The organism is Paenibacillus polysaccharolyticus, assembly GCF_023714295.1.
Taxonomy (GTDB): domain Bacteria; phylum Bacillota; class Bacilli; order Paenibacillales; family Paenibacillaceae; genus Paenibacillus; species Paenibacillus polysaccharolyticus_A.
Window position 1 is genome coordinate 78,389 of the sequence record NZ_JAMAUN010000011.1, and the last position, 23,178, is coordinate 101,566.

Consider the following 23,178-nt stretch of genomic DNA (forward strand, 5'->3'; position numbering starts at 1 on the left):
GGTTGGTTTAGGCACACTCTTGGAAACACAGTATACTGGATTTAACGTCAATGATACCGATTTAAAGATCGATGCTGATGTTACTAATATCAATATTGATATACTAAGATAGAATCAGTACAGGTTATTGCAATGGAAGCTTGACCCTACAGCGATCTTACATTTGCCAAACAAGGAGATGAAATGCGATGAAAATCACTTTTCTAGGCACAGGAGATATGTTTAGTGTGGAACAGCATCACAACAGTATGCTTGCTGAATTTGGCGATACACATCTGGTCATTGATTTTCCAGAGTCCAATGCCAAAGCGCTCAAGGAATACGGATTCGCGATGACAGGCATTCATAATGTGTTTATTACCCATCTGCATGAGGATCATATTAATGGGGTTCAGATGCTCGGCTATTATGCACAGATTGTCGGTGATCGCAAACCACGCCTGTTCATTCACGAAGAGTTGGTTGATCCACTGTGGAACATCCTCTCTCCAGGGATGCGGTATACAACGGACGGCGAGCGTACGATGAGTGACTATTATGATGTGATTCCGCTGCCGGATGGCGGAAGCTTTGAGCTTGGCGGGGTATTGTTTGAGACATTTCGCACACAACATGTTCCCGGCATGGTCAGCAACGGGCTGATGGCGAAGCCCTATTTTTATTATAGTGCAGACAGCACACTGGATCGTGAGCGGGTGGAAGAGGTCGCCCCCGATGTGCAGTTAATTTTCCATGAATGCCATATGCATGATCTGGTGATCAAATCCCATACGTCACTGAAGGATCTGGAGCAACTGCCCGCTGAAGTGAGACGGAAAACGGTACTGATGCATTATCATGATGAATATGCCGATGCGGACAAACGTGCAGCATTCAACCGTGCGTACGCGGACGATCTGCGCATGGCTGGCACGCTGGAGTCCTTTGAGTTGGGGGCATATTAGTAAACGGGCTATGGCCTACAAAATAGAACAGATCATCGGCATGGGAATGAGAGATTAGGGGGCAGGACGATCCCTGGCCCTCCGTTCCCCCGTTATTCTCATCACTCCCAAAACTTCATATATTCAATCATTCTTGAAGATGGCTTGGCTTGAAGGTGAATATAATCCTCTTCCCGCTGATCTTCTGGTCCATATGAGATTTTGACATACACATCAGTATAGTTCTGAAGATATTCTGCGCTAATTTCGGATTTGGGTCTCAGAACATAACTTCTGGATAAGCCTAATCCCAGCGGCTCTTTATCCGGCCGCAACGTAATTTCATATGTATTGCCCACATTCGAATGGAATAGTTCAGCTGCATCAATAACTTGAAACATATCGGGATCGAGAGTGAAGGTTTGAATGACATTCATCATCGGCATGCGAACTTCATCAATCATAACCTCATAGGTGATCCCATCCACTCCAGATTCTCGGTCAGGGTTTACATCCACCGTTGCAGCCAGATGATACTCTCCTGGCAAGGCTCCTTTGAAACTCTCCTGATCCTTTGTTACCCGCTGGGTTATATCCCTGCGTTCTGTGTTAAATGTATAGTTGTCCGCGCGCTTAACTTGTCCATTTGGCCCTTCTTCCACGCCAAAATTGCACGCCGTTAAACTTATTGCTATCACAAGCAGATAGAGGACAAGCCATAAGGGAGACGTTCTTGCTCTAACTTTTGTAGTTCTGGTTCTTGTAGTTCTGGTTCTTGTAGTTCTTGTTATTGCACGTGTTGTCCTTGTTTTTGTATTGGTTTTAGTTCTACGATGCATACCAGTGCTAACTCCCTTCTCTCTTTCATATATTCCATTCTCGAAACTTATCGCCCATCCATATGAACAACATATCCGGTATGATACTTAATACGTTAATAAAAGTGTCCAACATCATTGATATTATCTTGTAAACTCGAGAGACTACCTAACTAGTCTAGATTCCAAATGAACTTTTCCCTATATTTGGAATATTGTAGCATATATTCTAATATTAATCTCACATAATCTCTGTCATGTGTGTGACGTAAGTAGTGAATATGTTGGTTGGTTGGTTGTTGTAGTTAAGTATAAGTGGGATGTGCGTAGAGTAGATCGAGAGTAGATAAGTCGTTAGGAAGTAGCTAGAGTAGAGGCCTGACTATATAAATGCGGGGAAATTCCATCAGTGTACACTCTGTTTTAAGTTTCCATTGTACGTTAACGATCACCAGAAACCTTATTTTACGTATATTGAAGGGTTTTACATTCTAACGATCACCAGAAGCGTTATTTGGATGAATTCGCTGTAAATGATAGCATTTTGACCGAATTTCAGCAAAATAAGCTCCACTCGGATCATTAGAATTCCAAGGACCCTGTTTGGGGGCAAATAAGGCTTCCTGAGATCGTTAGAGTTCCAGAGCTGCTTCCAAACTATAAGTTACTAAAATGGGAAAACCACCTGAACTATCAGCACGCAGCAACGCGTCTGTTTGAACGTCCTCCACTCGTTGGATACTATTGGACGAGTGAAGATACCGTTCAGTTTCAGGTGGTTTATTTATTAGTTGCAGTGCTGTATCATATCGACCTTTTTTACTTGTTACGTATCACTTATGCAGAGACATTGTCCTACAAATATTCACAAACAATTACTTTGGCTATTCTCAACATCTAGTTTGAGCCATCTACAGTGTCTTCACCGCAGTCCTCATTCTGCTCAGGTAGTGCCCAGACGGACACCCCTCCGCCACAGACGTGGAACGTAGCCCAGCCATCTTCCTCAACGGTGATTGCATCTTCACAACTACCGGTCAGGTCTTCCCAGACTTCCCCTGCGCGATGCTCTCCGACAAACATTCTCTTCTCACCGTCATCCCCGTTCGAGATGACCACCGCGCAACCCGAGCCTTCCATCTCTTCCACGCCGAGGCGAACCCAACCAATGGTGTTGGGATGATCGAAATAGTCTTCCTGCTCTCCATAGGCTTTGTTGCAGCGAGCTGACAACAGAATGTCCAAAATCTCTTTTTTGCCCTCCACCGGTTCAGGTCCACCAATCCCGTAATAATCGCCATAAAAGATGACGGGATATCCGTCACGACGCAGTAGCGTCAGCGCATACGCGCTCGGCTTGAACCAATCGCCAACCCAGGATTCCAACGCCTCGTGGGGCTGCGAATCGTGGTTATCCACAAAAGTCACCGCATGGGTTGGATGGGTCTGAACCAAGGTGTCATCAAAAATTTTGGAAAGATCGAAATCGCGTCCAGCCAATGAGGCCTCGTGAAATTTATAGTGAAGCGATACGTCAAACAAGTCAATTTGATAATCCACTGTATCTAAAAAGGTACGACAAGCATCCAGGTTGGAATTCCAGAACTCACCGACGATGTAAAAATCTTGCCCCCGTTTGCGGATTATCTCCGCAGCAAATTCCTTGATAAACTCATGGTTAATATGTTTGATCGCGTCCAGTCGGAACCCGCCACATTGTAGCGTATCGATCAACCATTTGCCCCACTCGATCATTTCATGCCGTACATCCGGGTGGTTATAATCTATATTCGCAAACATCAGATAATCATAGTTGCCAAACTCATCATCGACATTTTCATTCCAGGTTTTGTTCTCGCCGGCAATGCGGAACACACCCGTACGTTCTTCTTTTGCATCAAAATCGGTGCCGTTGAAGTGTTCGGATGTCCATTTGAAGGAAGAATATTCGTTGCCCCGGCCTGGGAATGTGAACTTCGTCCAGCCTTCGATCTCGAATGGCTCGGAAATCTCCTTCGTTCGATCATTGGGATCAACCTCGATCACTTTAAAGACTTCCTTCTCATCTGCTCCGGCCTTATGATTCATTACAAGATCCACATAAACGGCAATGCCGCTCTTCTGACATTCTGCGATGGCTTCCACCAGTTCCTGCTTGGTGCCATATTTCGTGCGTACCGTACCCTTTTGATCAAATTCACCCAGATCGTACAGATCATATACGCCATAACCTGTATCCTCTGCTGACACTGCTTTTGTTACAGGAGGCACCCATACGGAGTCTATGCCTTTTGCTTTCAGTTCCGGGGCCATGTCAGCAAGTCGCTTCCAATGATTTCCGTCTGCAGCCAAATGCCATTCAAAAAACTGCATCATGGTATGATTTTTCTTCATCACAAACCGACCTCCTTGATTTGCATGCGAAGCGGACCTCGGAACGGATAGGGTATCGCCGTTGTTCGTTCGTGCTAACCAAGTTATAACCCGATTGCCCTATGTTTCAATCATGAAAATGAAAGAATGTTAAGAAATTCAAAGAAAATTTTTCGTAAAACACTGAAAATAGAACGATAAGTACGTAAAAAACGTAAACCTCATCAAATCCGTTTATAACCCATCCACTCGTCAGGTAACAAAGAACGATACGGTTCCTGCATGAAACGGTCATCAACTAGCACGAGTACACCCTTATCTTCTTCGGTTCGAATGAGCCTGCCTCCAGCCTGAAGCACTTTGTTCATACCCGGAAATACATAGGCGTAGTTAAAGCCGTTGCGGCCTGACTTGTCAAAGTAATCCTTGAGCACGTTGTTCTCCAGACCAATTTGCGGCAACCCTGCTCCTACAACGACAACGCCATTCAGACGGTCTCCCGGCAGGTCGACCCCCTCCGAAAACACGCCGCCCATCACAGCAAAAACAAGACGTGTACGCTCGGGATGCGGCTGGAAAGCCGCCAGGAACTGCTCTCTCTCCTGTTCGTTCATGCCTTGCTCCTGCATCACCGTATCCGCATCGCTGGCCCCCGGAAGCTGTGTATATGCTTGATAGATTTCACGCATGTACGGATAGGAAGGGAAAAAGACCAGCAGGTTGCTGCGCGGCCACTCGGATACGAGCTGCTGTAACATCTCGGCAATCGGGCGTTTGGATCGCTCCCGGTCTTTATAACGCACAGACAGAGGCATGAGCCGAACATCCAGCTGTTCCCGGTTGAACGGCGAAGGAATCTGCAACGTGTAGTCCTCTTCCTCTGCCCCCAGCATATCGCGGTAATAACGAAGAGGCGACAAGGTTGCCGAGAAATGAATGATCGAACGGAAGCCCTTCGCTGTCTGCCGCAGTAGCAAAGATGGGTCGAGACAGAACAATTTCACCCGTACCTCGCTTCGGACACACTCTGCATAGGTGATAAAACGCTCGTCGTATAGCCTGGCAATTCTTACGAAGTTCTGTGCTGTAAAATAGGCATCAAGCAGTAGCTGATCCATCTCAGCATTGCCAGATCCACCCTCGGCCAGACATTGCTCCGCCACCATGACAAAAGGCTCAAGCCGTTCAATCAGCTCCTCTGGCGCTTCTTGCTGTATAATCTTGCCCTCTTCTCCGCCGTTCTTACGAAGGGTGATCAGATACTTGTCGATGGCTCCGGTATAGTCCACAATCGCTTTGGCGGCAGGCACACTGCTGCCCAGCGTCTGGAACTCTCTTTTGACATCGAGAAATACGGCTTTTTCCAGCTCTGCCGAGAACATCATACGCCCACGATCCACCAGATTATGTGCCTCATCCACTAGCAGCACCGTCTTGCGCTTCTGCTCCTCCAGCATACGTTTGAGTGAGATACGCGGATCAAAAATATAGTTATAATCGCAGATCACCGCATCGGCCGCATATGCCGCATCCAGCGAGAACTCGAACGGACACACCCGATGTTTGCGTGCATACCGCTCAATGACGGGCCGTGTCATCAATGTTTCGTGTTCAAGCATGTCCAGCACAGCACCATTAATTCGGTCATAATACCCTTCACACATACCGCATTGCCCTGTATCGCAGGCTTCCTCGTCCTTGAAGCAAATTTTGTCCTTCGCCGTCAGGCTAATGACATGCATGTTCAGCCCTTCCGCCTGCATCCGGGCAAAAGCTTCCTCCGCCGCCACTCTCGTTGTCGTTCTCGCGGTCAGGTAGAACAAACGACTGGCCTCACCTTCTCCGATGGCTTTCACCGTAGGAAAGAGCACGGACATGGTTTTGCCGATGCCTGTAGGTGCTTTGGCCATAAGCCCCTGTCCTTCACGTATCGTTTTGTACACTGCACCTGCCAGCTTACGCTGTCCTTCCCGATATTTGCGAAAAGGAAACGGCAACCCGCGCACACTAACGTCCCGCTCCGCTTCGTAAGTAGCAATCATCTCCGCATACGGTGCATATCCGGCGATAACTTCTCCTGCAAACTGCTCGAGCTCCTGCCGCTCCGCCATGCGCCGAAACCGCCGCTCTTCACCCGTCACCGAATGCACATACGTCAACTGCACCTGCATCCGCGGCTCATTATGCTGCACGGCATACATATAGGCATACATCTTCGCCTGGGCCCAATGCACGTCGAGGCCGCCTTCCAGCTCGTCCAGGTTACCCGCCGTGGATTTGATCTCATCCACCGTTAATTGCCCCTCCAGACGAATCAAGCCGTCGCAACGGCCTTCAATAACGTAGGTCAAATCCCCATGTTGAAGCTCGGCTTCGAGTACAACTTCTTTTAAATCCTCTTCGGTATATGCTTTCTGTACACGTTGATGGATTCTCGTTCCCTCCTGCATCGATGCATTGCTACGGAATCCCGGACGGATGCTGCCGCTCCGATAAACATACTCGACCAACGGCCTGACTGATATCCGAATTGTTGTTTTCATACGATCACCCGTTCTACTTGTAGTGGTTCTACTTTATCACGAAACGATCTACTCTAACCAGATTTTTGGCAAATTGGACTCATCCGTTCCCATATGCTATGTTGAGTTGTATAAGTTAAACTAGATCGCGTTCGCGTGTAAAAGTATATTCAAACTTATTTCGAATTTACGTATAAAGAGGAGGCAAACTTCCTATGTATATTTATTTGATCCCATCCCCGCTACCGGATGCACTTGCATCATACCCACATCTGACACTACGCGCTGAAGATCGGGCACTTATTGCCATTGAAACCACTGATCGTCTGCTGAATATTGAATCAGATGAGCAAGTGGCTGCTTTTGAAGCATTTGACGATGCCGGGTCTTGGACCGGCGGTGGATTTGCTGTGCTGAATAACATTCCTGTTACCGAAGATGGCCGGAATGATTTTGAGGAACGTTTTAAAAACCGTGCCCGCAAAGTTGAAGATGAGCCTGGATTTGTCGGTATTCGTGTGCTCCGCCCACTGAAGGGTGATACGTATGTCGTACTGACACTGTGGCAAACCGAAGAACATTTCAAAGGCTGGCAACAGTCGCAAGCGTACAACCATGCTCACCGCAATCGCAGCACAAGTGAAGGGCTGACCGCGCAGAAACCAACCATGTTCCCGCGGCCATCATTTGTGACCACGTATACGATTGAGTAGACAGAGTAGAGCGGAGTTTGCCGAGTTAAGCTTCATTGAAGCTGCTGGAGCTAGGATTTCTGCCCCCTAGTTGCGTACTCGTACAGCCGAGGATTCGGCATGAATGAAGGGGTGCTCCAACGCCTAAATAAGGCTTTCTGAGATTGTTAGCACATCTCTTCACCCTATACTCAGCTTTATCCAGGAAAGCCTCAGTTGCCCTCCATGGAAAAATAAGTACCCGTAATTCAGAACGGAAACAGACTGAATTACGGGTACTTATTTTTAAACTTTAGTTATGCTTATGCCACGCTACTGTGCAACAACTTACAACGGACGCAATGCCACGGATTGACGCGTGTTCAACTGTTCCACCATAGCCAGCCATTCCTGCGGTTTGTTTGGAAGAACAGCATAGTACCGATTCAGGAAATCAGACACCAGACTGGCTGGCAGTTCCGCAAGAGACTCATCGCCCGGCATAAAGCACAGGTCCAATCCTCCCACAGCTTCCCCGTCACCTTGCCAGGATGGATGAACATAAGGGAAATCCAGACGCTGATACCCTAGATGGGACAGCACTTCGCGGCGTACATAAGGGTCCATCGGTTTGATGCCACCAAATGCGTGATCCTGAGTTAAATATGGATTGTAGATTTCGGCAAACATGCCGAACAACGATTTGCCATTGGCAGCGGCGAGTTGCTGCAGGTCAAGCTTGCGATGATTGGCCAAGAATGCGCCGATTCCCAAGCCTTCGCATCCGATAATCGTAAAATCAGTCATGGCCACGTTCCAGTCCTCATAGTAACGGTACTCCGTTGCACCAACCACTTGGCCTTCATGTACAGCGACAAACACCCGAATGCCCGGGTCTTCCAGCGGTTCAGCCCATAACGGGAAGTCCAGCACTTCCTCTGGCGGGAAAATTTCCTGCATCAACTTATGCATTTGGGCGAACAACGGGTCCTGAATGGATGTAATACGTGTAAATTCCATAGATAAAAACCTCCCTGTTTAGATATGTATTGATTTAAACGGATTACGCCACTCCATCAGAGCCGCGTAATGACAAGATTCCTCGTCATCCAAATAATTGGCAGCCACACCCACAGGCATACGCCCGCATCGTAGCAGAAAAGAAATAACCGGGTCATGCCTTTCTCCAGCGGCAACCTGATCCAGATATTGTTGCGCTGACATCTGCTCAGCCACCCGATGATATCCCGGCATCCGTCCTGCCCCAAGCAAACGATCCATCCCCTGTGCAATCACAAGATGATACATCGCCTGCATCATGAGCTGAGCCAGCCCCCACTTCCGATATTTCGGGCGGACGCAGAGGTCGACGATGTATAACGTGTTACCATCCGGCTGGTGATGACGGATATATCCGTCATCAGTGACCTCTGCCCACGTATGGCTGGATGGGTGCGCAGCATCCCACTGCATTCGCAGTGAAGTCATTGAGCCAGCCAGTTCCCCATCCACCTCGATGCAGATGGCTCCCTCCGGATAATGCTGAATGTGGCTACTGAGCTGTTCACGGTTCCAGAGCAGTTCCTCCGGGTATGGTGGTGGAAAACTCTCCGCCTGGATACGAATAAGCTCTTCAAAGTCATGGGCTGCATAATTACGGATGACCGCTGTAGCTCTACCATGTTTACCACTTCCACCGGGTGCCGTTATCAGCATTTCTTTGACATACATCCCGCTTAACCCCTCCTTCTTCTAGCTCTACTCAGCTTCCAAAAACAGATCTATTCCCAGTCCGTGTACAGATCTGTACGGCGGTCCCGCCAAGTTGTTACCGAGCCACGCTCTCGTACCTCGTACAGCAAATCCAGGTCCAGATCAGCGGTTACAATCATATCGTTGTTAATCTCACCTTCAGCCAGAATACCACGCGGAGGGAATGGCACATCATTCGGGGTAATAATCGCAGCTTGTCCATAATTGGCACGCATGAAATCCACTGTCGGCAGATGGCCTACCGTTCCGGTTAAAACAACGTAAATCTGATTCTCCACCGCACGAGCATGACTCGTATACCGTACCCGGTAAAATCCGTGGCGGTCGTCCGTACAAGAAGGACAGAAGATCACATCTGCTCCTTTGGCTTTCGCCATACGTACAATTTCGGGAAATTCGATATCGTAACAGGTCAGCATCGCGATGCGGCCTTTGTCCGTATCAAACACTTCCAGTCCGTCACCCGCAGCCATGTTCCATTCGGTCACCTCGGTAGGCGTAATATGAATTTTGGCCTGGCGTGCAATTCTTCCATCTGGATAGAACATATGCGCCGTATTGTACAGCTTGCCTTCCTTCCGAATAACGTGAGTGCCTCCGATTAGATGCATATTATATTTGGCAGCAAGAGAGACGAACAACTGCTCATATTGTCCTGTAAAATCAGGCAAATCTTCAATCGTTAATGCATTTCCTTGTGCGTCTCCAATGGACATTAATTGGGTTGTGAAAAATTCAGGAAACAGCACAAATTCCGTTCCGAATTCATCAGCTGTCCGTATGTAATGCTCAGCCTGAGCGGCAAATTCCTCAAATGAGCGGATTGTCTGCAATTGATATTGCACAGCGGATACCCGCAGTTTCATAAGTCCACACCCCCACTAGTATTTGTGTTTTATTGTATCAATGTTCCGGCATCATTTCATCTGTTTCCCCATCATCGACTGAGTAAATCCGATCCATTCCCGGGTGGCAAAAGAAAGATATCGATCCTTCCGCCAGATCATACCAAGCTGCCAAGGAATGACCGGATCAATAACCGGAATGATCCTTACACGCATGTGGTCAACTTCACGGCAGATCGTCTCCGGCAGGAGGGCCACACCCAGATTCGCCGCAACCATCGCACTCAACAGATCCCACTGGGAACTTTCATACACGACTCGGGGCTGGAAACCGGCCTGCTGGCAAGCTGCAATAATGCGGTCATGCAGCGCAAAATCCTCCCGGAACAATACAAAGGCATCCTGCTCCAATTCACGGAGCGCAACCGACTCTTTTCCAGCAAGCGGATGCGAAGGATGTACAAGCAGATTCAGCTTTTCCTGAACAAACACAAAATGATCGAGCAGTTCATCTACCGTGGGCAGCACGGCCACACCGATATCCAATGCACCGCTAATGACATCAGCCTCCACTTTTTTGGCTCCATCTTCGAACAGTTGGATGCTCACTTGAGGATACGCTTTGTGGAATTCACCAATGATCATCGGAAAGAAACTCGAGCCCACCATCGGTGGCAGACCGATGCGCAGATGGCCCTTCTTCAGATTCATCAGATCGTCCAGTTCAGACGAAAGACTGCGAAACGATTTTTCAATCTCCAGTGCCTGCCGAAAAAAGACATGTCCCGCATCCGTTAACTGCACCTGTTTACCGTATCGATCCAGTAGGGTTATACCCAGCTCATCCTCCAGGCTTTTCACGGTCTTACTAATTGTAGGCTGGGTGATATACAACACCTCGGCGGCCTTTGTAAAGCTCTGCTGCCGGGCAACTTCGAGAAAATATTGCAAATGACGAATATCCATCGTTTCCTCCCCCTCCTGTCCTTCAGGCCACAACGATTGCAAGTATAGCTAAATGGAATAGAAAACATTCTTAATATGCATTTTACTCATGAAAGAATGCGATGTAAAATTTGTGATACGAAGCAAAATTTCCACTCATTTTCATGAATATTCGAAGCCAAACTCATTAAACACAAGTTGATATATAAGGAGGGATTCGCGTGAAAAAATGGGGCATCGGGATTGCGCAAATTGCGTTACTAATGGTTTTTTCACTGCTGATGGACCTGCTGGCCCGTACTCTCCACCTGCCTGTACCCGGCTCCATTCTCGGAATGGTCGCGCTATTCATCTTGCTACAAACTGGCGTGGTGAAACTGCGCTGGATCGAAATCGGTGCGGCATGGCTGCTCGGTGAACTGCTGTTATTCTTCATCCCGTCGGCGGTTGGCATCATGAACTACATGCCTATGCTGGAGCATGACGGATTGCAGATTGTATTTATCGTGCTGCTAAGCACGTTTTTGGTTATGGCCTGTACGGGCCTCGTTGCTACACGTATAGCCAAACGAAAGGAGCGTCACACCGGATGATTGGATTTTTATGTTTGCTATTAACGGTAGGAATCTATATGGTTGCTAAGAAAATGTATCGCAGTCTGCCCAAAGTATATCTCTCACCGCTACTTATTACGCCGCTACTGGTTGTGGGCATACTTCTAGTGACTGGAACGGATTATGCCACATATAGTAGCGGAGGCAAATGGCTTAGCCTTCTGCTGCAACCTGCTACGGTCGCTTTTGCGGTACCGCTCTACACCTTTTTCCATGTACTCAAAAAACATATTTCCGAGATTGTGGTCAGTGTCATGACCGGCTCGGTTGTGGCTGTACTCTCTTCTGCTATGCTTGCAAAATGGCTGCATCTCGACTCCGGCTTGATTCATAGTTTGATTCCGCGCTCGATCACAACGCCCATTGCGATGAATGTATCGGCTTCCATCGGAGGCATCCCGGCAGTGACGGCCGTATTCGTCATTATGACGGGGCTACTTGGGGCTATTATGGGGCCTTCTATCGTTAAAATGCTACGTATCGATGGCGAGATTGCTCGCGGTACACTTCTCGGAACAGGTGCTCATGGCACGGGAACATCCAAAGCCTTTGAGCTGAGTTCATTGACGGGAACGATCTCCAGTATCTCCATGGTTTTGGCTGCGCTCTTCACTTTAGCCGTCGCTCCCGCGCTCTCCAAACTTATTTTCCCATAATAGTTGGAATAATCCCTTTTTTTTGAAATATTATTGTTGTATTAAAGCCCTTTCTTCCTTACAATAAGGACAGGTTTTAATGTTAATATTGCGGGGGAGATGCGATGAAAAGAACCGGAATGAAGAGATCTCTGGACCGTCTCGGACGAATTGTCCTTCCCAAAGAGATGCGGGATACAATGGAAATCCATATCGGCGATCCGCTTGAATTTTTCATTGAAGGGAAAGAGTTGATTTTAAGAAAGTACAAATCAACATTGTGTATTTTTTGCGGTGACGTGGATACGGAAATGTATTTCAAAGAGCAATTCATCTGCCGGACTTGTGCGATTCAATTAAAACACCCAGATGACACTCCCGACTGGTTCGTACCTGAAAACAAACAGGTTTCTGCACCCAAAGAACGTCCTGTTGCTAAACCCGCTGCAGCCTCAGCTTCCTCTTGGGAAGAAGGAGATGCTGCTGCGAGCAACGACTACCCCGACCTGCGGCCAAAGACGGCGCGCATGCTGCAACAGATGAAAGAGATTATCGAACAGCATCCTGGACTCGCTCAACAGCAAATTGCGGAGAAACTTGGCATTAGCCAGGGACGCGTCTCTCAACTAAAAAAGTTATTATAGCTGGAATTTTGATACTCATGAATATACGGTATACTTCCAAGCAGGAAGTTACACTGAAAAAGAACCCTTTGTTCCATCGGGTTCTTCTTTTTTGTCACTATTACTTTACGCCTGTACGATATCCATATCCATATTGCTTTCCTCTTCTTCCAATCTGTGCAGACTAACCAGTAACACGGCGATATTGGCTACAAGTAATCCTGCCGGGAGCGGTATAGCCGCGTATTGTGCATAGATTAGGTGGCTTCCTACAGCTCCGATCAGAATGAATGTTAGTATCCCTGAAGCCAGAATACGGGTACGCGGAATGAGCAACCCAACCGCACTAAGCAGTTCCAACGCACCGATCAAGTACATTGTCCAAGTAGGGTAAGAGAAACTCTCGAAGGTGTCAATCATCATCTCCGCTCCCGTAACTTTCGTATATCCCGTCATGACGAAAACACCCGCCAGCACCACCAAAAAAACATATCCCAACACTCTTTTCATATCTTCCATCTCCCATTCATCCAAGTATTGTTTTGAGAATCTTTAACTTATCGCTAATCTTTTCTGCACAAAATCAGCAAAATACAGTATGTATTGAAGCACTCATCTATGTAAAAGTTCCCTAGAAGAAACTGTGGTTTACTCAGGTTCCTCTGGAACTTGGATAAGGTTCTAATTTCCGAGGGTTTATCCACTGTTATGGTCTCATGTGTAACAACTCACCCGCGGAAATGGTATGTACATTTATAATACGCATTATTACTCACAAACTTACTTTTATGAAGTTAGTATATAATAATAAGATAATTTCTTCAAGTAATTTTTCGTGAAATGATGTATAATACATACAAAAGGTATGTTACAGTATATTTTGTAGTGACCACCTTTCACTTGAAGGTGCTTTTATTTTTCAGAGCGGCAGAAACTTTTGTCCTTTTATATAGGTTATATTGCACATTTGCCATGAATCGAGGTGAAACACGTTGAAGCTGAGAAAAGTAAAATCCCCAAGCCCTTGTCTGATTACACAAGCAATGGACATCATCGGGAAAAAGTGGGTACTGCTGATTATGTATCAGCTGCTGTCCGGACCAAAACGGTTCACGGAACTGGAAGCCGAGATGGCAATTAGCGGACGGCTGTTATCGGAGCGTCTGAAAGAGATGGAGACGGAAGGCATCGTAACCCGGCATATGTATCCCGAGATTCCGCCCCGTGTGGAGTATGAACTTACCCCTAAAGGTAGAGCGATTGAACCTGTCATTAACCAAATCTACAGCTGGTCTTCGGACTGGTTAAAAGAACAGCAACAATTGAAGTAAGATACAAACTACAACAAGAGGTCTTATTTTACCCTAAGTTTTACACGAAAAACGCCTGCACCCGGAACCACAGAAAACATGGTTCGGGGTCGCAGGCGTTTTTGTGCGCTAACGATCTGTTTAAGCTTTGATCTTTACAGGCAGACCGGAGTCCACGGATTCCTGTGCAGCGACAGTAATTGCCTGTGTACGACAGGCATCTGCATAATCGGACAAAATGCGGGAACGATCTCCCGTACGAAGTGCATGAATAAATGCTTCATTCTCTCGTTCATAGGGATTCTGTCCAGCTGAAACCTCAAGTCCTGCCATCGGATGCGAAGCCGCACTCGGTAACAGAAGACGGTCGGGCGTCCAGTCCCATACACCGGCATCCGTGTAGAATTGCAACCCTGCTCCACCCTCGCCGTCAGGCAGTAAACACGTATTCGCAATGCTTGCAATCGCACCACTTTCCAGCTTCAGCGTCACGTTAGCGACATCATCAACCGTCACATGCTCATGTTTCTCATGCATGCTACGTTGGGCTGCTACGGCATAAACTTCCGTCACTTCGCCTGCACAGAAACGCAGTAGATCTACAATATGGGTCGTCTGCTCCACAAACTGACCTCCCGATCCGTCTTGACGGCGCCACCAACTAACGCCAGGCATACCGCCCATCCAGCGCCCCAGAGCCATGCCCACCTTCTGCTCCTGCATGGCTTGTCTCATGACCTGCGCAGCACCCTGATAACGGAAATGATATCCTACAGAGGTTAATAAAGAAGACTGTTGCACTTGCTCCAATATGCGGAGTGGTACGTCCATTCCTGTGCTCAATGGTTTTTCCACCAGGAACGGAATGCCCCGTTTGATCAACTCTGACTCGATGAATCCGTGGGACATGGGAGGTACGCAGATGTATACGGCATCCAGTTTCTCACCGTCCAACATATGCTCAAGATTATCGTAACCCGCTGCATCATATACAGAGGCCATCGCTTCTGCCTTTTCGAGTGTTGTTCCACATACACTTGCGACACGGACACCTTCCATGCGTGTGAGAATATCTGCGTGCACTTTACTAAACCAGCCTGTTCCTATGATTCCGATCTGCAATGTCATGGATGTAATCCCCTCTCTGTTACGCGCTTACATGTTCCATTCGACCTAGCTCCGCAAATTCCTGCTCCTTTAGCTCTTGCCGGATGCTTCCAGCAACAGTTGATCCAATTCCTTAGCGTAGTTTGCTACCTGCTGTTCTGACCAGCCAAGCTGTTCTGCCATATACGTGCTGACTGCTGACTTATACCGGCGTACCTCATCGATGCGGAAAAATAAATTCCCCGTTCGGCGTACCCAGAAATCGGCTGGCGTTGCCGCCATCTCTTCCTCTATCGCGTAACGAAGCATCAACAAAAGCTCCTGTGGCATGCCGTGAAGCTCTGCCTTGGCTCGCGGGTCAGGCATGCGCTCATACAGCGCATCCACGTTGGAGCCATACGTACGGGCAAGCCGCTCCGCCGCTTGCCGGTCCAGACCTAGCGCAACGCCATCCTTGATCTTGCGTTCGGTGTACGTGACGTATCCGGCCGAACCGCCAACATCTCCCCCGGAGATCGGCATCTTTTTGGTTACACAAGGTCCCGGGGTGTAACCAAACTCTTGCTGCATCTGGCGTGCAACCAGATCCACGACCATCTCGGCCATTTTGCGATACCCCGTCAATTTACCTCCGGCAATGGTAATCAGGCCGGAATCCGATACCCAGACTTCATCCTTACGCGAAATCTCTGAAGGGCCTTTGCCCTCCTCATGGATCAGTGGACGCACGCCTGCCCAGCCTGACTCCACATCCTCTGCGCGAATCTGGACATCCGGGAACATGCCGTTCACTGCATCAATGACATAATCACGGTCTGATTCCGAAATTAACGGATGAGCCGGGTCATCACGGAATACGGTATCGGTCGTACCTACATAGGTTTTGCCATCCCGCGGCACCGCAAAGACCATACGTCCGTCTGGCGTATCAAAATAAACCGCTTGCCGTAGCGGGAATCGCACGCCGTCAAATACCAGATGAATGCCTTTCGTCATCTGTAGCGTTTTGCCCTGGCGTGAGCCATCCACTTCACGGAGGGTATCCACCCATGGTCCTGAAGCATTGATTACTTTTTTCGCCATAAGCTTATAACTATTCCCGTTTAGTTGATCCATCACATGGATGCCTGTAATCGTTCCATTCTCCTTCTGAAAAGAAGTCGCTTTCATATAATTAACAGCCAGCGCCCCGTGCCGCACTGCTTCCTTCATGACTTCAATCGTAAGTCTTGCATCATCCGTCCGGTACTCCACATAACGTCCGCCTCCCAGCAGTCCCTGCTTCCGTAGCAGAGGCTCACTTGCAGATGTATCACTGGCATTCAGCATCTGGCGACGTTCACTGCGCTTCACTCCAGCAAGTCGGTCGTACACCATCAGACCCATAGATGTACTGAAACGGCCAAACGTGCCTCCCGTGTATATGGGCAATAACATTGGTTCCGGTGTCGTCACATGTGGCCCATTCTCGTAAACCACCGCCCGTTCTCTTCCAACCTCGGCTACCATCTTCACTTCAAACTGCTTCAGGTAGCGTAAGCCGCCATGGACCAGTTTTGTGGAACGACTCGATGTGCCTGCCGCGAAATCCTGCATCTCCACCAGTGCCGTCTTCAATCCACGAGATGCCGCATCCAGTGCAATGCCGGCACCTGTAATGCCCCCACCAATCACCAATACGTCAAAATGTGCATTCGACATTTGTTCCATGTATTCGGTTCGTTTTGCCGCCGAGAACGTTGCTGTCATGTACGACCCCTCCATAATTTCCCTTATTTTTCTCTAAAAAACAACAAAAAAAGGACCACGTCATTCGTTCAGCAATTGCTGAACGCACGTGGTCCCTCCCGATCTCCAGACATCATTTTTAACTTGTGACTTAATCCTATCACAGATTTCCGGTGGCGTGAAGGCCTGATTTGACACATTATTCAAAAAAAATTCAAAAACTTTTTCTGTGCAAGGATGGATTTTCAAAGCAATCCACTAACTCTACAATTTTCCTAATTATGGACAATACTTTCCCTCCATCCAGGAAGATAATCCCTGTAAATTAAGCATCATTTACCACCAGTAAATATCATTTATAACATATGTTTATCCAAAAAGTACAAATGACCATTTTTATAATTTAGTAAGGCATATGTTCGTTTTCTGTTTTATTTAAAAGCCATGGCCGCCTTGATCGCTCGTTGCCAACCGGAATACAACTGCTCCCGCTCGTCCTTGACCATCACCGACTCAAAGATTCGCTCCGTATGATCATGTTGATTCAGTTCTTCTGTATCTGACCAGAACCCCACGGCTAGGCCCGCAAGATAGGCTGCACCGAGAGCTGTCGTTTCATTTACGGATGGACGCTCCACAGGAATGCCCAGAATATCACTCTGGAATTGCATCAGGAAATCATTCGCTGCCGCGCCCCCATCAACACGTAGCGTATGTACAGGGTAGCCAGAATCGGTTACCATGGCCTCCAGTACATCCTTGGTCTGATAAGCCAGTGCCTCAAGTGTCGCGCGTATAAAATGTTCCTTCGTGGTGCCGCGTGTTAGGCCAAATACGGCTCCTTTCACATCGCTGTCCCAATAGGGGCTCCCGAGTCCCACAAAGGCAGGTACCAAATATACCCCATCCGTCGAAGGTACTCGCTTCGCGTAGTCCTCACTGTCTTTGGACGAACGAAGCATGCGGAGCCCATCTCTCAGCCATTGCACAGCTGAACCTGCTACGAAAATGCTACCTTCCAGTGCATATTGAACTTGACCATCCACACCCCAGGCGATCGTTGTAATCAACCCGTGATCCGATTGCACAGGATTCTCACCTGTATTCATGAGCATGAAACATCCGGTACCGTATGTATTTTTCATGCTGCCCTGGGCATAACATCTCTGACCAAACAAGGCGGCCTGCTGATCCCCTGCCGCACCCGCAATCGGAACCCGGTGACCGAAGAAATGGTAATCTGTCGTGTGCGCATATATCTCGGAAGAGCCCCGAACTTCAGGCAGCATCGCCTTAGGGATATCCAGAATATCCAACAATTCGTCATCCCACTGCAACTCATAGATGTTATACATCAGGGTGCGCGAAGCATTCGAAACGTCCGTAACATGGGTACCACCGCTCAGTTTCCAGATCAACCAACTGTCGATGGTACCAAACAGTAATTCCCCTTTCTCTGCCCGTTCACGTGCACCAGGGACATGATCCAGAATCCATTTTACTTTCGTGCCTGAGAAGTAAGGGTTAATGAGCAAGCCTGTTTTATGATGAAACAGGTCGTCCAGCCCTTGCGTTTTCAACTCATCACAGATGGATGCGGTCTGTATCGACTGCCACACCACTGCGTTGTAGATCGGTCTGCCGGTTTGCTTATCCCACACCACCGCGGTTTCCCGTTGATTCGTGATGCCGATACCTGCAATCTGCGCAGGTTTGATGCCACTCTCCGCCAGACAGGATGCCATTACGGCGAGGATGGAACTCCAGACTTCGTTGGCATTTTGCTCTACCCAGCCCGGTTTGGGAAAATACTGCGGGAACTCCTGCTGTGCCATGTGTACAATCTCGCCGCTATGATTAAACAGAATTGCCCGGGAGCTCGTTGTGCCCTGGTCCAGAGCCAGAATAAATTTTTCCATACCCTATGCCTCCAGTGAGTAATTATATTGTAAGCGATTTCTTAAAAACCTTGATCAAATCATCATTGGATGTCGTTACAGCCGCCGCTCCCACACCGAGCGCAAGTTCCACTTCTTCAGATGTGCGAATCAGCCCCCCTGCGATGATGGGGATCCCTGTCCGTTCAGACACCTCCGCAATAATATGCGGAATGACACCCGGCAATACCTCGATATAGTCGGGCTGTGTTTTGGCAACCAGTTGGTAACTTTTCTCCAGCGCATGGGTATCCAGCAGGAACACCCGCTGAATCGCCGTAATGCCTTTTTGTTTCGCTTTGTGGATGATGCTGGCCCTTGTGGAGATCAGTCCAGCCGGACGAATATGCTGGCACAGATACTCTGCGGCGTACTCGTCGTTTTTCAGTCCTTGCACCAGATCGGCATGCAGCAAAATTTTCTTCTCATACCGCCGGGCCTGGTCCATCATGCTTTGCAGTTGTGCAATATGCGTCTCCAACATGACCCCGTAAGTATATGGGCCTTCGATGATTGCTTCAAACTGCTTCATACTCTTCGCCGCTGGCAAAATACGTTGTCCCTCAAATGCCACCATTGTTCCTCCTGCATTCATCAGATGCCTATATTGTATAATTCGTCACACACCAACGGCAAGTAATTCGGGGGAAGTCACCAAATTCAAGAACTTAGGCGACATACCGCATATTCCTCCCGGCCAAGTATCTTACGCCGCAAAAAAGACTGCTACTGCACTTTTCAATGAAAAGCACCGTAACAGCCCATCTGCACTACAACCTACGTATGATGACTATAAATTACCATCTTATTCCAAATTGTTATATCCAAATTATTATTCTTACTCAATCAAGCCTGTGCATGCGGAACACGTGCCTCTGTTCCCGCACCTGTCCAGCTATCGCTTTCCGCCAGGTGACCTGAACGGTTTACTTTCGTTTGCAGATACTTCTCATTAAATGCCGACCGATCTCCCCATAGCGGAACGCGTCCGCCCACATTGAGTCCTGCTTCCTGCAAAGCAGCCAGTTTACGTGGATTATTCGTGATCAACGTAACCGGGGCCAAGCGAAGTGCACGCAATACAGCAATCGCATCGTCATAATTACGTGCATCATCCGTGAAGCCGAGTTGTAGGTTCGCATCTACCGTATCCAGACCTTCTTCCTGCAAAATGTAAGCCATTGCTTTGCTGAACAGGCCAATGCCCCGTCCTTCATGATTCGCAAGATAAAAGAGCGCACCTGCGCCGTGTGCCGCAATCATCTTCATGGACTGCTCCAGCTGGAAACCGCAGTCACAGCGTTTGCTGCCAAAAATATCGCCCGTGTGACAGATACTATGCATACGAATCAACGCATCCTGCGCCTCGGCAAAATCGCCATACACCAGCACGCTGGATTGCTGACGCTCTGCCAGTTCGGCACCCGCAAGAGAGGCAATCAGTTCGCCGCTTTCCATCGCTTTATCCGTTTTCAACCAACTGTACCATTGAAATGTTCTCGTTTCCCCATCCAGATTGACAGGCAGTTTAATAGGTCCCACCAAATGTATGAATTCTTTTCCACTCGGAAAAGTCTGGATTTTAGGGGCAAGCAGTTGAATAATATGTGAATTAATCATCGTTCGTTCCTCCTGTTAAGCATCTTCATCTCGAAATGGTTCATAATATTATGCATTCGCAGCTACTTTGATTTTGGATCACTTACTGACGTAATAAATTCATAAGCATCTTTATTATCAAGCTCTGCTCACAGCGAAATATTACGTATCTATATAATCCTCACTATAATTAGTTACTTAATGTAAGTTAGTTTAGAATAAAAATTATATTGTGTCAAGTAACTTTTATTTTTAAAGTAACTACTAAATTTATGTTACGCAATGGACACAACCCACGTGTTTCACTTAAGGAAAATTGGGTATGAGTTTAGAAACTACTCATACACTATTGGTGTAGTCCATGAAGCCCAGCCTTAGTCCTTAATACTTCTTGCGTCGAACCTAATGATGAGGGGGTTAGCTTATGAACCGCCGTAGAAGAACCTGTTGGATAGCCATCGTCATGGCCTGTGTCCTGCTAATCAGCGGATGCTCCATCTGGCCGGGACAGGATGATTCAGCATCCAGTAAAAAGGTAGCGCTTACATTATGGTATTGGAATCGATCCATTGACGACAAACTCATTGCCAAGGCCAAAGAGAAATTCCCGAATATCGAACTGACTGCCCAGAAGATCGGTGGGGATTTCAAAGCCAAGCTCAAAACCACCCTCGCTGCACGCTCAGGTGAGCCAGATATCGTCGCACTTAACGACTGGATCATGGAGTTATTTCCGAGCGAGGATCGCTTTTATAACCTGTATGATCTAGGTGCAGGAGAGGTTGAAGACCAGTATTTGCCGTGGAAATGGAAGCAAGGTGTGACACCAAATGGACAGATGATCGGCTTTCCGATGGATACGGGGCCAACAGCACTTTTCTATCGTGCAGACTTGTTCAAGGAAGCAGGGCTACCTTCCGAACCGGAGCAGGTTGCAAGCCAGATCGATAATTGGGATGCCTATGCTGCTGCCGGAGAGCAGATTTTTGAGAAGTTTGGCGGAAAGGTTTTTCTGACCGATAATATCGGAAGCGTTTACAATCAGGTGCTTTCTCAAGCTGCAGAACGGTATTTCCGTCCAGACGGGTCGTTTATCGGCATGGATTCTCCTGCTGTACGCAAAAGCTGGGACACAGCCGTTGCTTTTAAGGAAAAAGGACTGCTTGCTAACGCTGACGGCTGGACACCTACCTGGAATGCAGCAATGAATAACGGCGAGATTGCCTCGTTCGTTGGTGCAGTCTGGATGAAGCAGGTGCTTCAGGAGGCCGCACCAGATACTTCGGGTAAATGGCGTGTTGCCCGAGCTCCTGGGGGAGATGGCAATAACGGTGGCTCCTTTCTCTCCATTTTAAAATCAAGCAAACATCCGAAAGAAGCCTTTGAATTGATTCGCTGGCTGCAAAGTCCAGAGAACCAACTGGAGCAGTATCAGACGCTCAACCTGTTCCCGTCAACTCCAGGTGTGTTTGATAAACCAGCCATGAAAGAAAAGGAACCTTTCTTCGGCGGGCAAGCAACAGGCCCGGTATTCGCTGAATCCGCACAGCATGTGCCTGATGCTTTTTTTGGTGAACGATACCCTTCGGTACACAATATCATCACCCGTCGGCTGAACGATATTGCCAAACAGAACGCTGATCCACAGCAAGTCTGGTCGGATACGGTGCACCGCGTTGAGCGGGAGTTACAGCGTTAAGATGGACCTCTCATTCCAAGCTGATATCACTTGATTTTTTGGCCTCACAGGATCGCGTTTGATGTGGTTTCGTTATCCCGCAAAGGAGGAGTTGTTATGGCTGTCACCGAACCTCGCACATCCCCTGATTCCGGTCCGTTCCAGCCCGATCTGGACCGGCAAAAATCACTTTGGGCCCGTATATGGGAGCATCGTGCGCTCTATGTTGCCATCTCGCCTTTTTACATTCTGTTCGCCGTGTTTGGACTGTTCCCAATAGCATTCTCGCTGTATCTTGCCTTTCATAAATGGGATGGAATCGGTGTGATGACGTATAACGGCTTGAACAATTTTAAATATATGCTCACCGATGCCGAGTTCTGGCAAGCGGTTGGCAACACGTTGATGATCTGGATCTATTCGACCATTCCGATGCTTTTCTTCGCTCTTATTATTGCGTTTCTACTACATGCGCCTTTCATCAAGTTCCGTACCTTGTTCCGGGTCGGTTACTTTCTGCCCAACGTCACATCCATTGTGGCGGTAGCCATCATCTTCGGGGCATTGTTCGCAAACAATTATGGCTTCCTTAACTATCTTCTGCAGTCGGTCGGCCTCCCGGTCGTCGAGTGGCTGAATGCTCCCTGGGGCATCAAAATCGCTATCTCCTCCATGGTGGTCTGGCGCTGGACCGGTTATAACGCCATTATCTATCTGGCCGGACTTCAGAGCATCCCGCAGACGCTGTATGAAGCGGCCAGAATCGACGGGGCATCCGCTGTGCAATCCTTCTTCCGTATTACCATTCCGATGCTGCGTCCGGTCATTCTGTTCACGGTCATTACATCTACGATTGGCGGCATGCAACTGTTCACCGAACCGCAGGTGCTGGTGGGCAATGACGGAGGTGCCGGAGCAGCTGGTATGACCATCGTACTTTACTTGTATCGTGAATCCTTTATCAACAATTATTTTGGATACGGTGCTGCTGTTGGCTGGGGCATGTTCCTGATTATCGCCCTGTTCTCCATCGTGAACTGGAAGCTTGTTCAAGGCAAATCATCCTGATGTGACAAG

General features: G+C 48.1%; 21 protein-coding genes. 8 read left to right on the plus strand and 13 right to left on the minus strand.

The genetic code is table 11. The features are described 5' to 3' along the window. The first annotated feature begins 188 nt into the window (after nucleotides 1–188). Complete coding sequence (locus M3629_RS22310; RefSeq protein WP_251510448.1) at nucleotides 189–944, plus strand: MBL fold metallo-hydrolase; 756 nt, start codon at nucleotides 189–191, stop codon at nucleotides 942–944. Between the two features lie 101 nt (nucleotides 945–1,045). Here the strand turns inward: M3629_RS22310 and M3629_RS22315 are convergent, their stop codons facing one another. The 3 genes from M3629_RS22315 to M3629_RS22325 all read right to left on the minus strand — a co-directional run bounded on the left by M3629_RS22315 (nucleotide 1,046) and on the right by M3629_RS22325 (nucleotide 6,657). After that, nucleotides 1,046–1,585: a hypothetical protein gene (locus M3629_RS22315; RefSeq protein ID WP_251510449.1), complete on the minus strand. Its 540-nt coding sequence runs from the start codon at nucleotides 1,583–1,585 to the stop codon at nucleotides 1,046–1,048. 1,053 nt (nucleotides 1,586–2,638) lie between these two features. Continuing rightward, nucleotides 2,639–4,135 (minus strand): alpha-amylase, encoded by a 1,497-nt coding sequence (locus M3629_RS22320; RefSeq protein WP_251510450.1) that lies wholly within the window; start codon nucleotides 4,133–4,135, stop codon nucleotides 2,639–2,641. 203 nt (nucleotides 4,136–4,338) lie between these two features. After that, nucleotides 4,339–6,657, minus strand: coding sequence for a helicase C-terminal domain-containing protein (locus tag M3629_RS22325; protein ID WP_251510451.1), 2,319 nt, complete (start codon nucleotides 6,655–6,657; stop codon nucleotides 4,339–4,341). A gap of 194 nt (nucleotides 6,658–6,851) precedes the next feature. Here M3629_RS22325 and M3629_RS28485 point away from each other — a divergent pair, with 194 nt between their 5' ends. Next, nucleotides 6,852–7,349 (plus strand): antibiotic biosynthesis monooxygenase family protein, encoded by a 498-nt coding sequence (locus tag M3629_RS28485; protein ID WP_285888971.1) that lies wholly within the window; start codon nucleotides 6,852–6,854, stop codon nucleotides 7,347–7,349. 306 nt (nucleotides 7,350–7,655) lie between these two features. On the opposite strand, the gene M3629_RS22335 is transcribed toward M3629_RS28485, so the two are convergent. The 4 genes from M3629_RS22335 to cidR form a co-directional block, all read right to left on the minus strand. After that, nucleotides 7,656–8,327, minus strand: a complete 672-nt coding sequence (locus M3629_RS22335; protein ID WP_251510453.1) for a GNAT family N-acetyltransferase — start codon at nucleotides 8,325–8,327, stop codon at nucleotides 7,656–7,658. Nucleotides 8,328–8,345: 18 nt separating this feature from the next. Then, nucleotides 8,346–9,023 carry a GNAT family N-acetyltransferase gene (locus M3629_RS22340; protein WP_251510655.1) on the minus strand — a complete coding sequence of 226 codons (678 nt, stop codon included), beginning with the start codon at nucleotides 9,021–9,023 and terminating at the stop codon, nucleotides 8,346–8,348. A gap of 65 nt (nucleotides 9,024–9,088) precedes the next feature. Beyond that, on the minus strand, nucleotides 9,089–9,946 hold the full coding sequence (locus M3629_RS22345; protein WP_145414001.1) for a carbon-nitrogen hydrolase family protein: 858 nt from the start codon (nucleotides 9,944–9,946) through the stop codon (nucleotides 9,089–9,091). A gap of 51 nt (nucleotides 9,947–9,997) precedes the next feature. Then, the gene (gene cidR / locus M3629_RS22350) at nucleotides 9,998–10,891 is read right to left on the minus strand and encodes a cidABC operon transcriptional activator CidR (protein ID WP_251510454.1); all 894 of its coding nucleotides are present in this window, start codon (nucleotides 10,889–10,891) and stop codon (nucleotides 9,998–10,000) included. A gap of 200 nt (nucleotides 10,892–11,091) precedes the next feature. Here cidR and M3629_RS22355 point away from each other — a divergent pair, with 200 nt between their 5' ends. From M3629_RS22355 to M3629_RS22365, 3 genes are all read left to right on the plus strand, one after another. After that, the gene (locus M3629_RS22355) at nucleotides 11,092–11,463 is read left to right on the plus strand and encodes a CidA/LrgA family protein (RefSeq protein WP_251510456.1); all 372 of its coding nucleotides are present in this window, start codon (nucleotides 11,092–11,094) and stop codon (nucleotides 11,461–11,463) included. Further along, a complete protein-coding gene (locus tag M3629_RS22360; RefSeq protein ID WP_251510458.1) occupies nucleotides 11,460–12,140 on the plus strand; it encodes a CidB/LrgB family autolysis modulator in 681 nt (226 codons plus the stop codon). Before M3629_RS22355 ends, M3629_RS22360 begins: the two co-directional genes overlap by 4 nt. Nucleotides 12,141–12,244: 104 nt before the next feature. Continuing rightward, on the plus strand, nucleotides 12,245–12,763 hold the full coding sequence (locus tag M3629_RS22365) for an AbrB/MazE/SpoVT family DNA-binding domain-containing protein (protein WP_251510460.1): 519 nt from the start codon (nucleotides 12,245–12,247) through the stop codon (nucleotides 12,761–12,763). Between the two features lie 105 nt (nucleotides 12,764–12,868). On the opposite strand, the gene M3629_RS22370 is transcribed toward M3629_RS22365, so the two are convergent. Beyond that, complete coding sequence (locus M3629_RS22370) at nucleotides 12,869–13,252, minus strand: DoxX family protein (protein WP_251510461.1); 384 nt, start codon at nucleotides 13,250–13,252, stop codon at nucleotides 12,869–12,871. Between the two features lie 533 nt (nucleotides 13,253–13,785). Between M3629_RS22370 and M3629_RS22375 the strand changes: the two genes are divergently transcribed. Further along, nucleotides 13,786–14,073, plus strand: coding sequence for a winged helix-turn-helix transcriptional regulator (locus M3629_RS22375; RefSeq protein WP_090921779.1), 288 nt, complete (start codon nucleotides 13,786–13,788; stop codon nucleotides 14,071–14,073). A gap of 120 nt (nucleotides 14,074–14,193) precedes the next feature. On the opposite strand, the gene M3629_RS22380 is transcribed toward M3629_RS22375, so the two are convergent. The 5 genes from M3629_RS22380 to M3629_RS22400 form a co-directional block, all read right to left on the minus strand. Further along, complete coding sequence (locus M3629_RS22380) at nucleotides 14,194–15,180, minus strand: Gfo/Idh/MocA family protein (protein WP_221789630.1); 987 nt, start codon at nucleotides 15,178–15,180, stop codon at nucleotides 14,194–14,196. 69 nt (nucleotides 15,181–15,249) lie between these two features. Continuing rightward, complete coding sequence (locus M3629_RS22385) at nucleotides 15,250–16,908, minus strand: glycerol-3-phosphate dehydrogenase/oxidase (protein ID WP_285888972.1); 1,659 nt, start codon at nucleotides 16,906–16,908, stop codon at nucleotides 15,250–15,252. 410 nt (nucleotides 16,909–17,318) lie between these two features. Then, a complete protein-coding gene (glpK, locus tag M3629_RS22390) occupies nucleotides 17,319–18,806 on the minus strand; it encodes a glycerol kinase GlpK (protein WP_251510463.1) in 1,488 nt (495 codons plus the stop codon). 22 nt (nucleotides 18,807–18,828) lie between these two features. Continuing rightward, nucleotides 18,829–19,398: a glycerol-3-phosphate responsive antiterminator gene (locus M3629_RS22395; RefSeq protein WP_353056770.1), complete on the minus strand. Its 570-nt coding sequence runs from the start codon at nucleotides 19,396–19,398 to the stop codon at nucleotides 18,829–18,831. 272 nt (nucleotides 19,399–19,670) lie between these two features. Further along, nucleotides 19,671–20,444, minus strand: a complete 774-nt coding sequence (locus M3629_RS22400; protein ID WP_251510467.1) for a GTP cyclohydrolase II — start codon at nucleotides 20,442–20,444, stop codon at nucleotides 19,671–19,673. Nucleotides 20,445–20,847: 403 nt separating this feature from the next. Between M3629_RS22400 and M3629_RS22405 the strand changes: the two genes are divergently transcribed. Continuing rightward, nucleotides 20,848–22,122 carry an ABC transporter substrate-binding protein gene (locus tag M3629_RS22405; protein ID WP_251510468.1) on the plus strand — a complete coding sequence of 425 codons (1,275 nt, stop codon included), beginning with the start codon at nucleotides 20,848–20,850 and terminating at the stop codon, nucleotides 22,120–22,122. Between the two features lie 96 nt (nucleotides 22,123–22,218). Then, nucleotides 22,219–23,169, plus strand: coding sequence for a carbohydrate ABC transporter permease (locus tag M3629_RS22410; protein WP_251510470.1), 951 nt, complete (start codon nucleotides 22,219–22,221; stop codon nucleotides 23,167–23,169). The last annotated feature ends 9 nt before the right edge of the window (nucleotides 23,170–23,178 follow it).

Excerpts from the sequence above, each read along its gene's own strand:
- M3629_RS22380 (WP_221789630.1), bottom strand. The coding sequence starts at position 15,180 with ATGACATTGCAGATCGGAATCATAGGAACAGGCTGGTTTAGTAAAGTG.
- cidR (WP_251510454.1), bottom strand. The coding sequence starts at position 10,891 with ATGGATATTCGTCATTTGCAATATTTTCTCGAAGTTGCCCGGCAGCAG.
- M3629_RS22385 (WP_285888972.1), bottom strand. The coding sequence starts at position 16,908 with ATGACAGCAACGTTCTCGGCGGCAAAACGAACCGAATACATGGAACAA.
- M3629_RS22375 (WP_090921779.1), top strand. The coding sequence starts at position 13,786 with ATGGACATCATCGGGAAAAAGTGGGTACTGCTGATTATGTATCAGCTG.
- M3629_RS22365 (WP_251510460.1), top strand. The coding sequence starts at position 12,245 with ATGAAAAGAACCGGAATGAAGAGATCTCTGGACCGTCTCGGACGAATT.
- M3629_RS22345 (WP_145414001.1), bottom strand. The coding sequence starts at position 9,946 with ATGAAACTGCGGGTATCCGCTGTGCAATATCAATTGCAGACAATCCGC.
- M3629_RS22340 (WP_251510655.1), bottom strand. The coding sequence starts at position 9,023 with ATGCTGATAACGGCACCCGGTGGAAGTGGTAAACATGGTAGAGCTACA.
- M3629_RS22410 (WP_251510470.1), top strand. The coding sequence starts at position 22,219 with ATGGCTGTCACCGAACCTCGCACATCCCCTGATTCCGGTCCGTTCCAG.
- M3629_RS22335 (WP_251510453.1), bottom strand. The coding sequence starts at position 8,327 with ATGGAATTTACACGTATTACATCCATTCAGGACCCGTTGTTCGCCCAA.
- M3629_RS22310 (WP_251510448.1), top strand. The coding sequence starts at position 189 with ATGAAAATCACTTTTCTAGGCACAGGAGATATGTTTAGTGTGGAACAG.
- M3629_RS22320 (WP_251510450.1), bottom strand. The coding sequence starts at position 4,135 with ATGAAGAAAAATCATACCATGATGCAGTTTTTTGAATGGCATTTGGCT.
- M3629_RS28485 (WP_285888971.1), top strand. The coding sequence starts at position 6,852 with ATGTATATTTATTTGATCCCATCCCCGCTACCGGATGCACTTGCATCA.
- M3629_RS22370 (WP_251510461.1), bottom strand. The coding sequence starts at position 13,252 with ATGAAAAGAGTGTTGGGATATGTTTTTTTGGTGGTGCTGGCGGGTGTT.
- glpK (WP_251510463.1), bottom strand. The coding sequence starts at position 18,806 with ATGGAAAAATTTATTCTGGCTCTGGACCAGGGCACAACGAGCTCCCGG.
- M3629_RS22400 (WP_251510467.1), bottom strand. The coding sequence starts at position 20,444 with ATGATTAATTCACATATTATTCAACTGCTTGCCCCTAAAATCCAGACT.
- M3629_RS22360 (WP_251510458.1), top strand. The coding sequence starts at position 11,460 with ATGATTGGATTTTTATGTTTGCTATTAACGGTAGGAATCTATATGGTT.
- M3629_RS22405 (WP_251510468.1), top strand. The coding sequence starts at position 20,848 with ATGAACCGCCGTAGAAGAACCTGTTGGATAGCCATCGTCATGGCCTGT.
- M3629_RS22325 (WP_251510451.1), bottom strand. The coding sequence starts at position 6,657 with ATGAAAACAACAATTCGGATATCAGTCAGGCCGTTGGTCGAGTATGTT.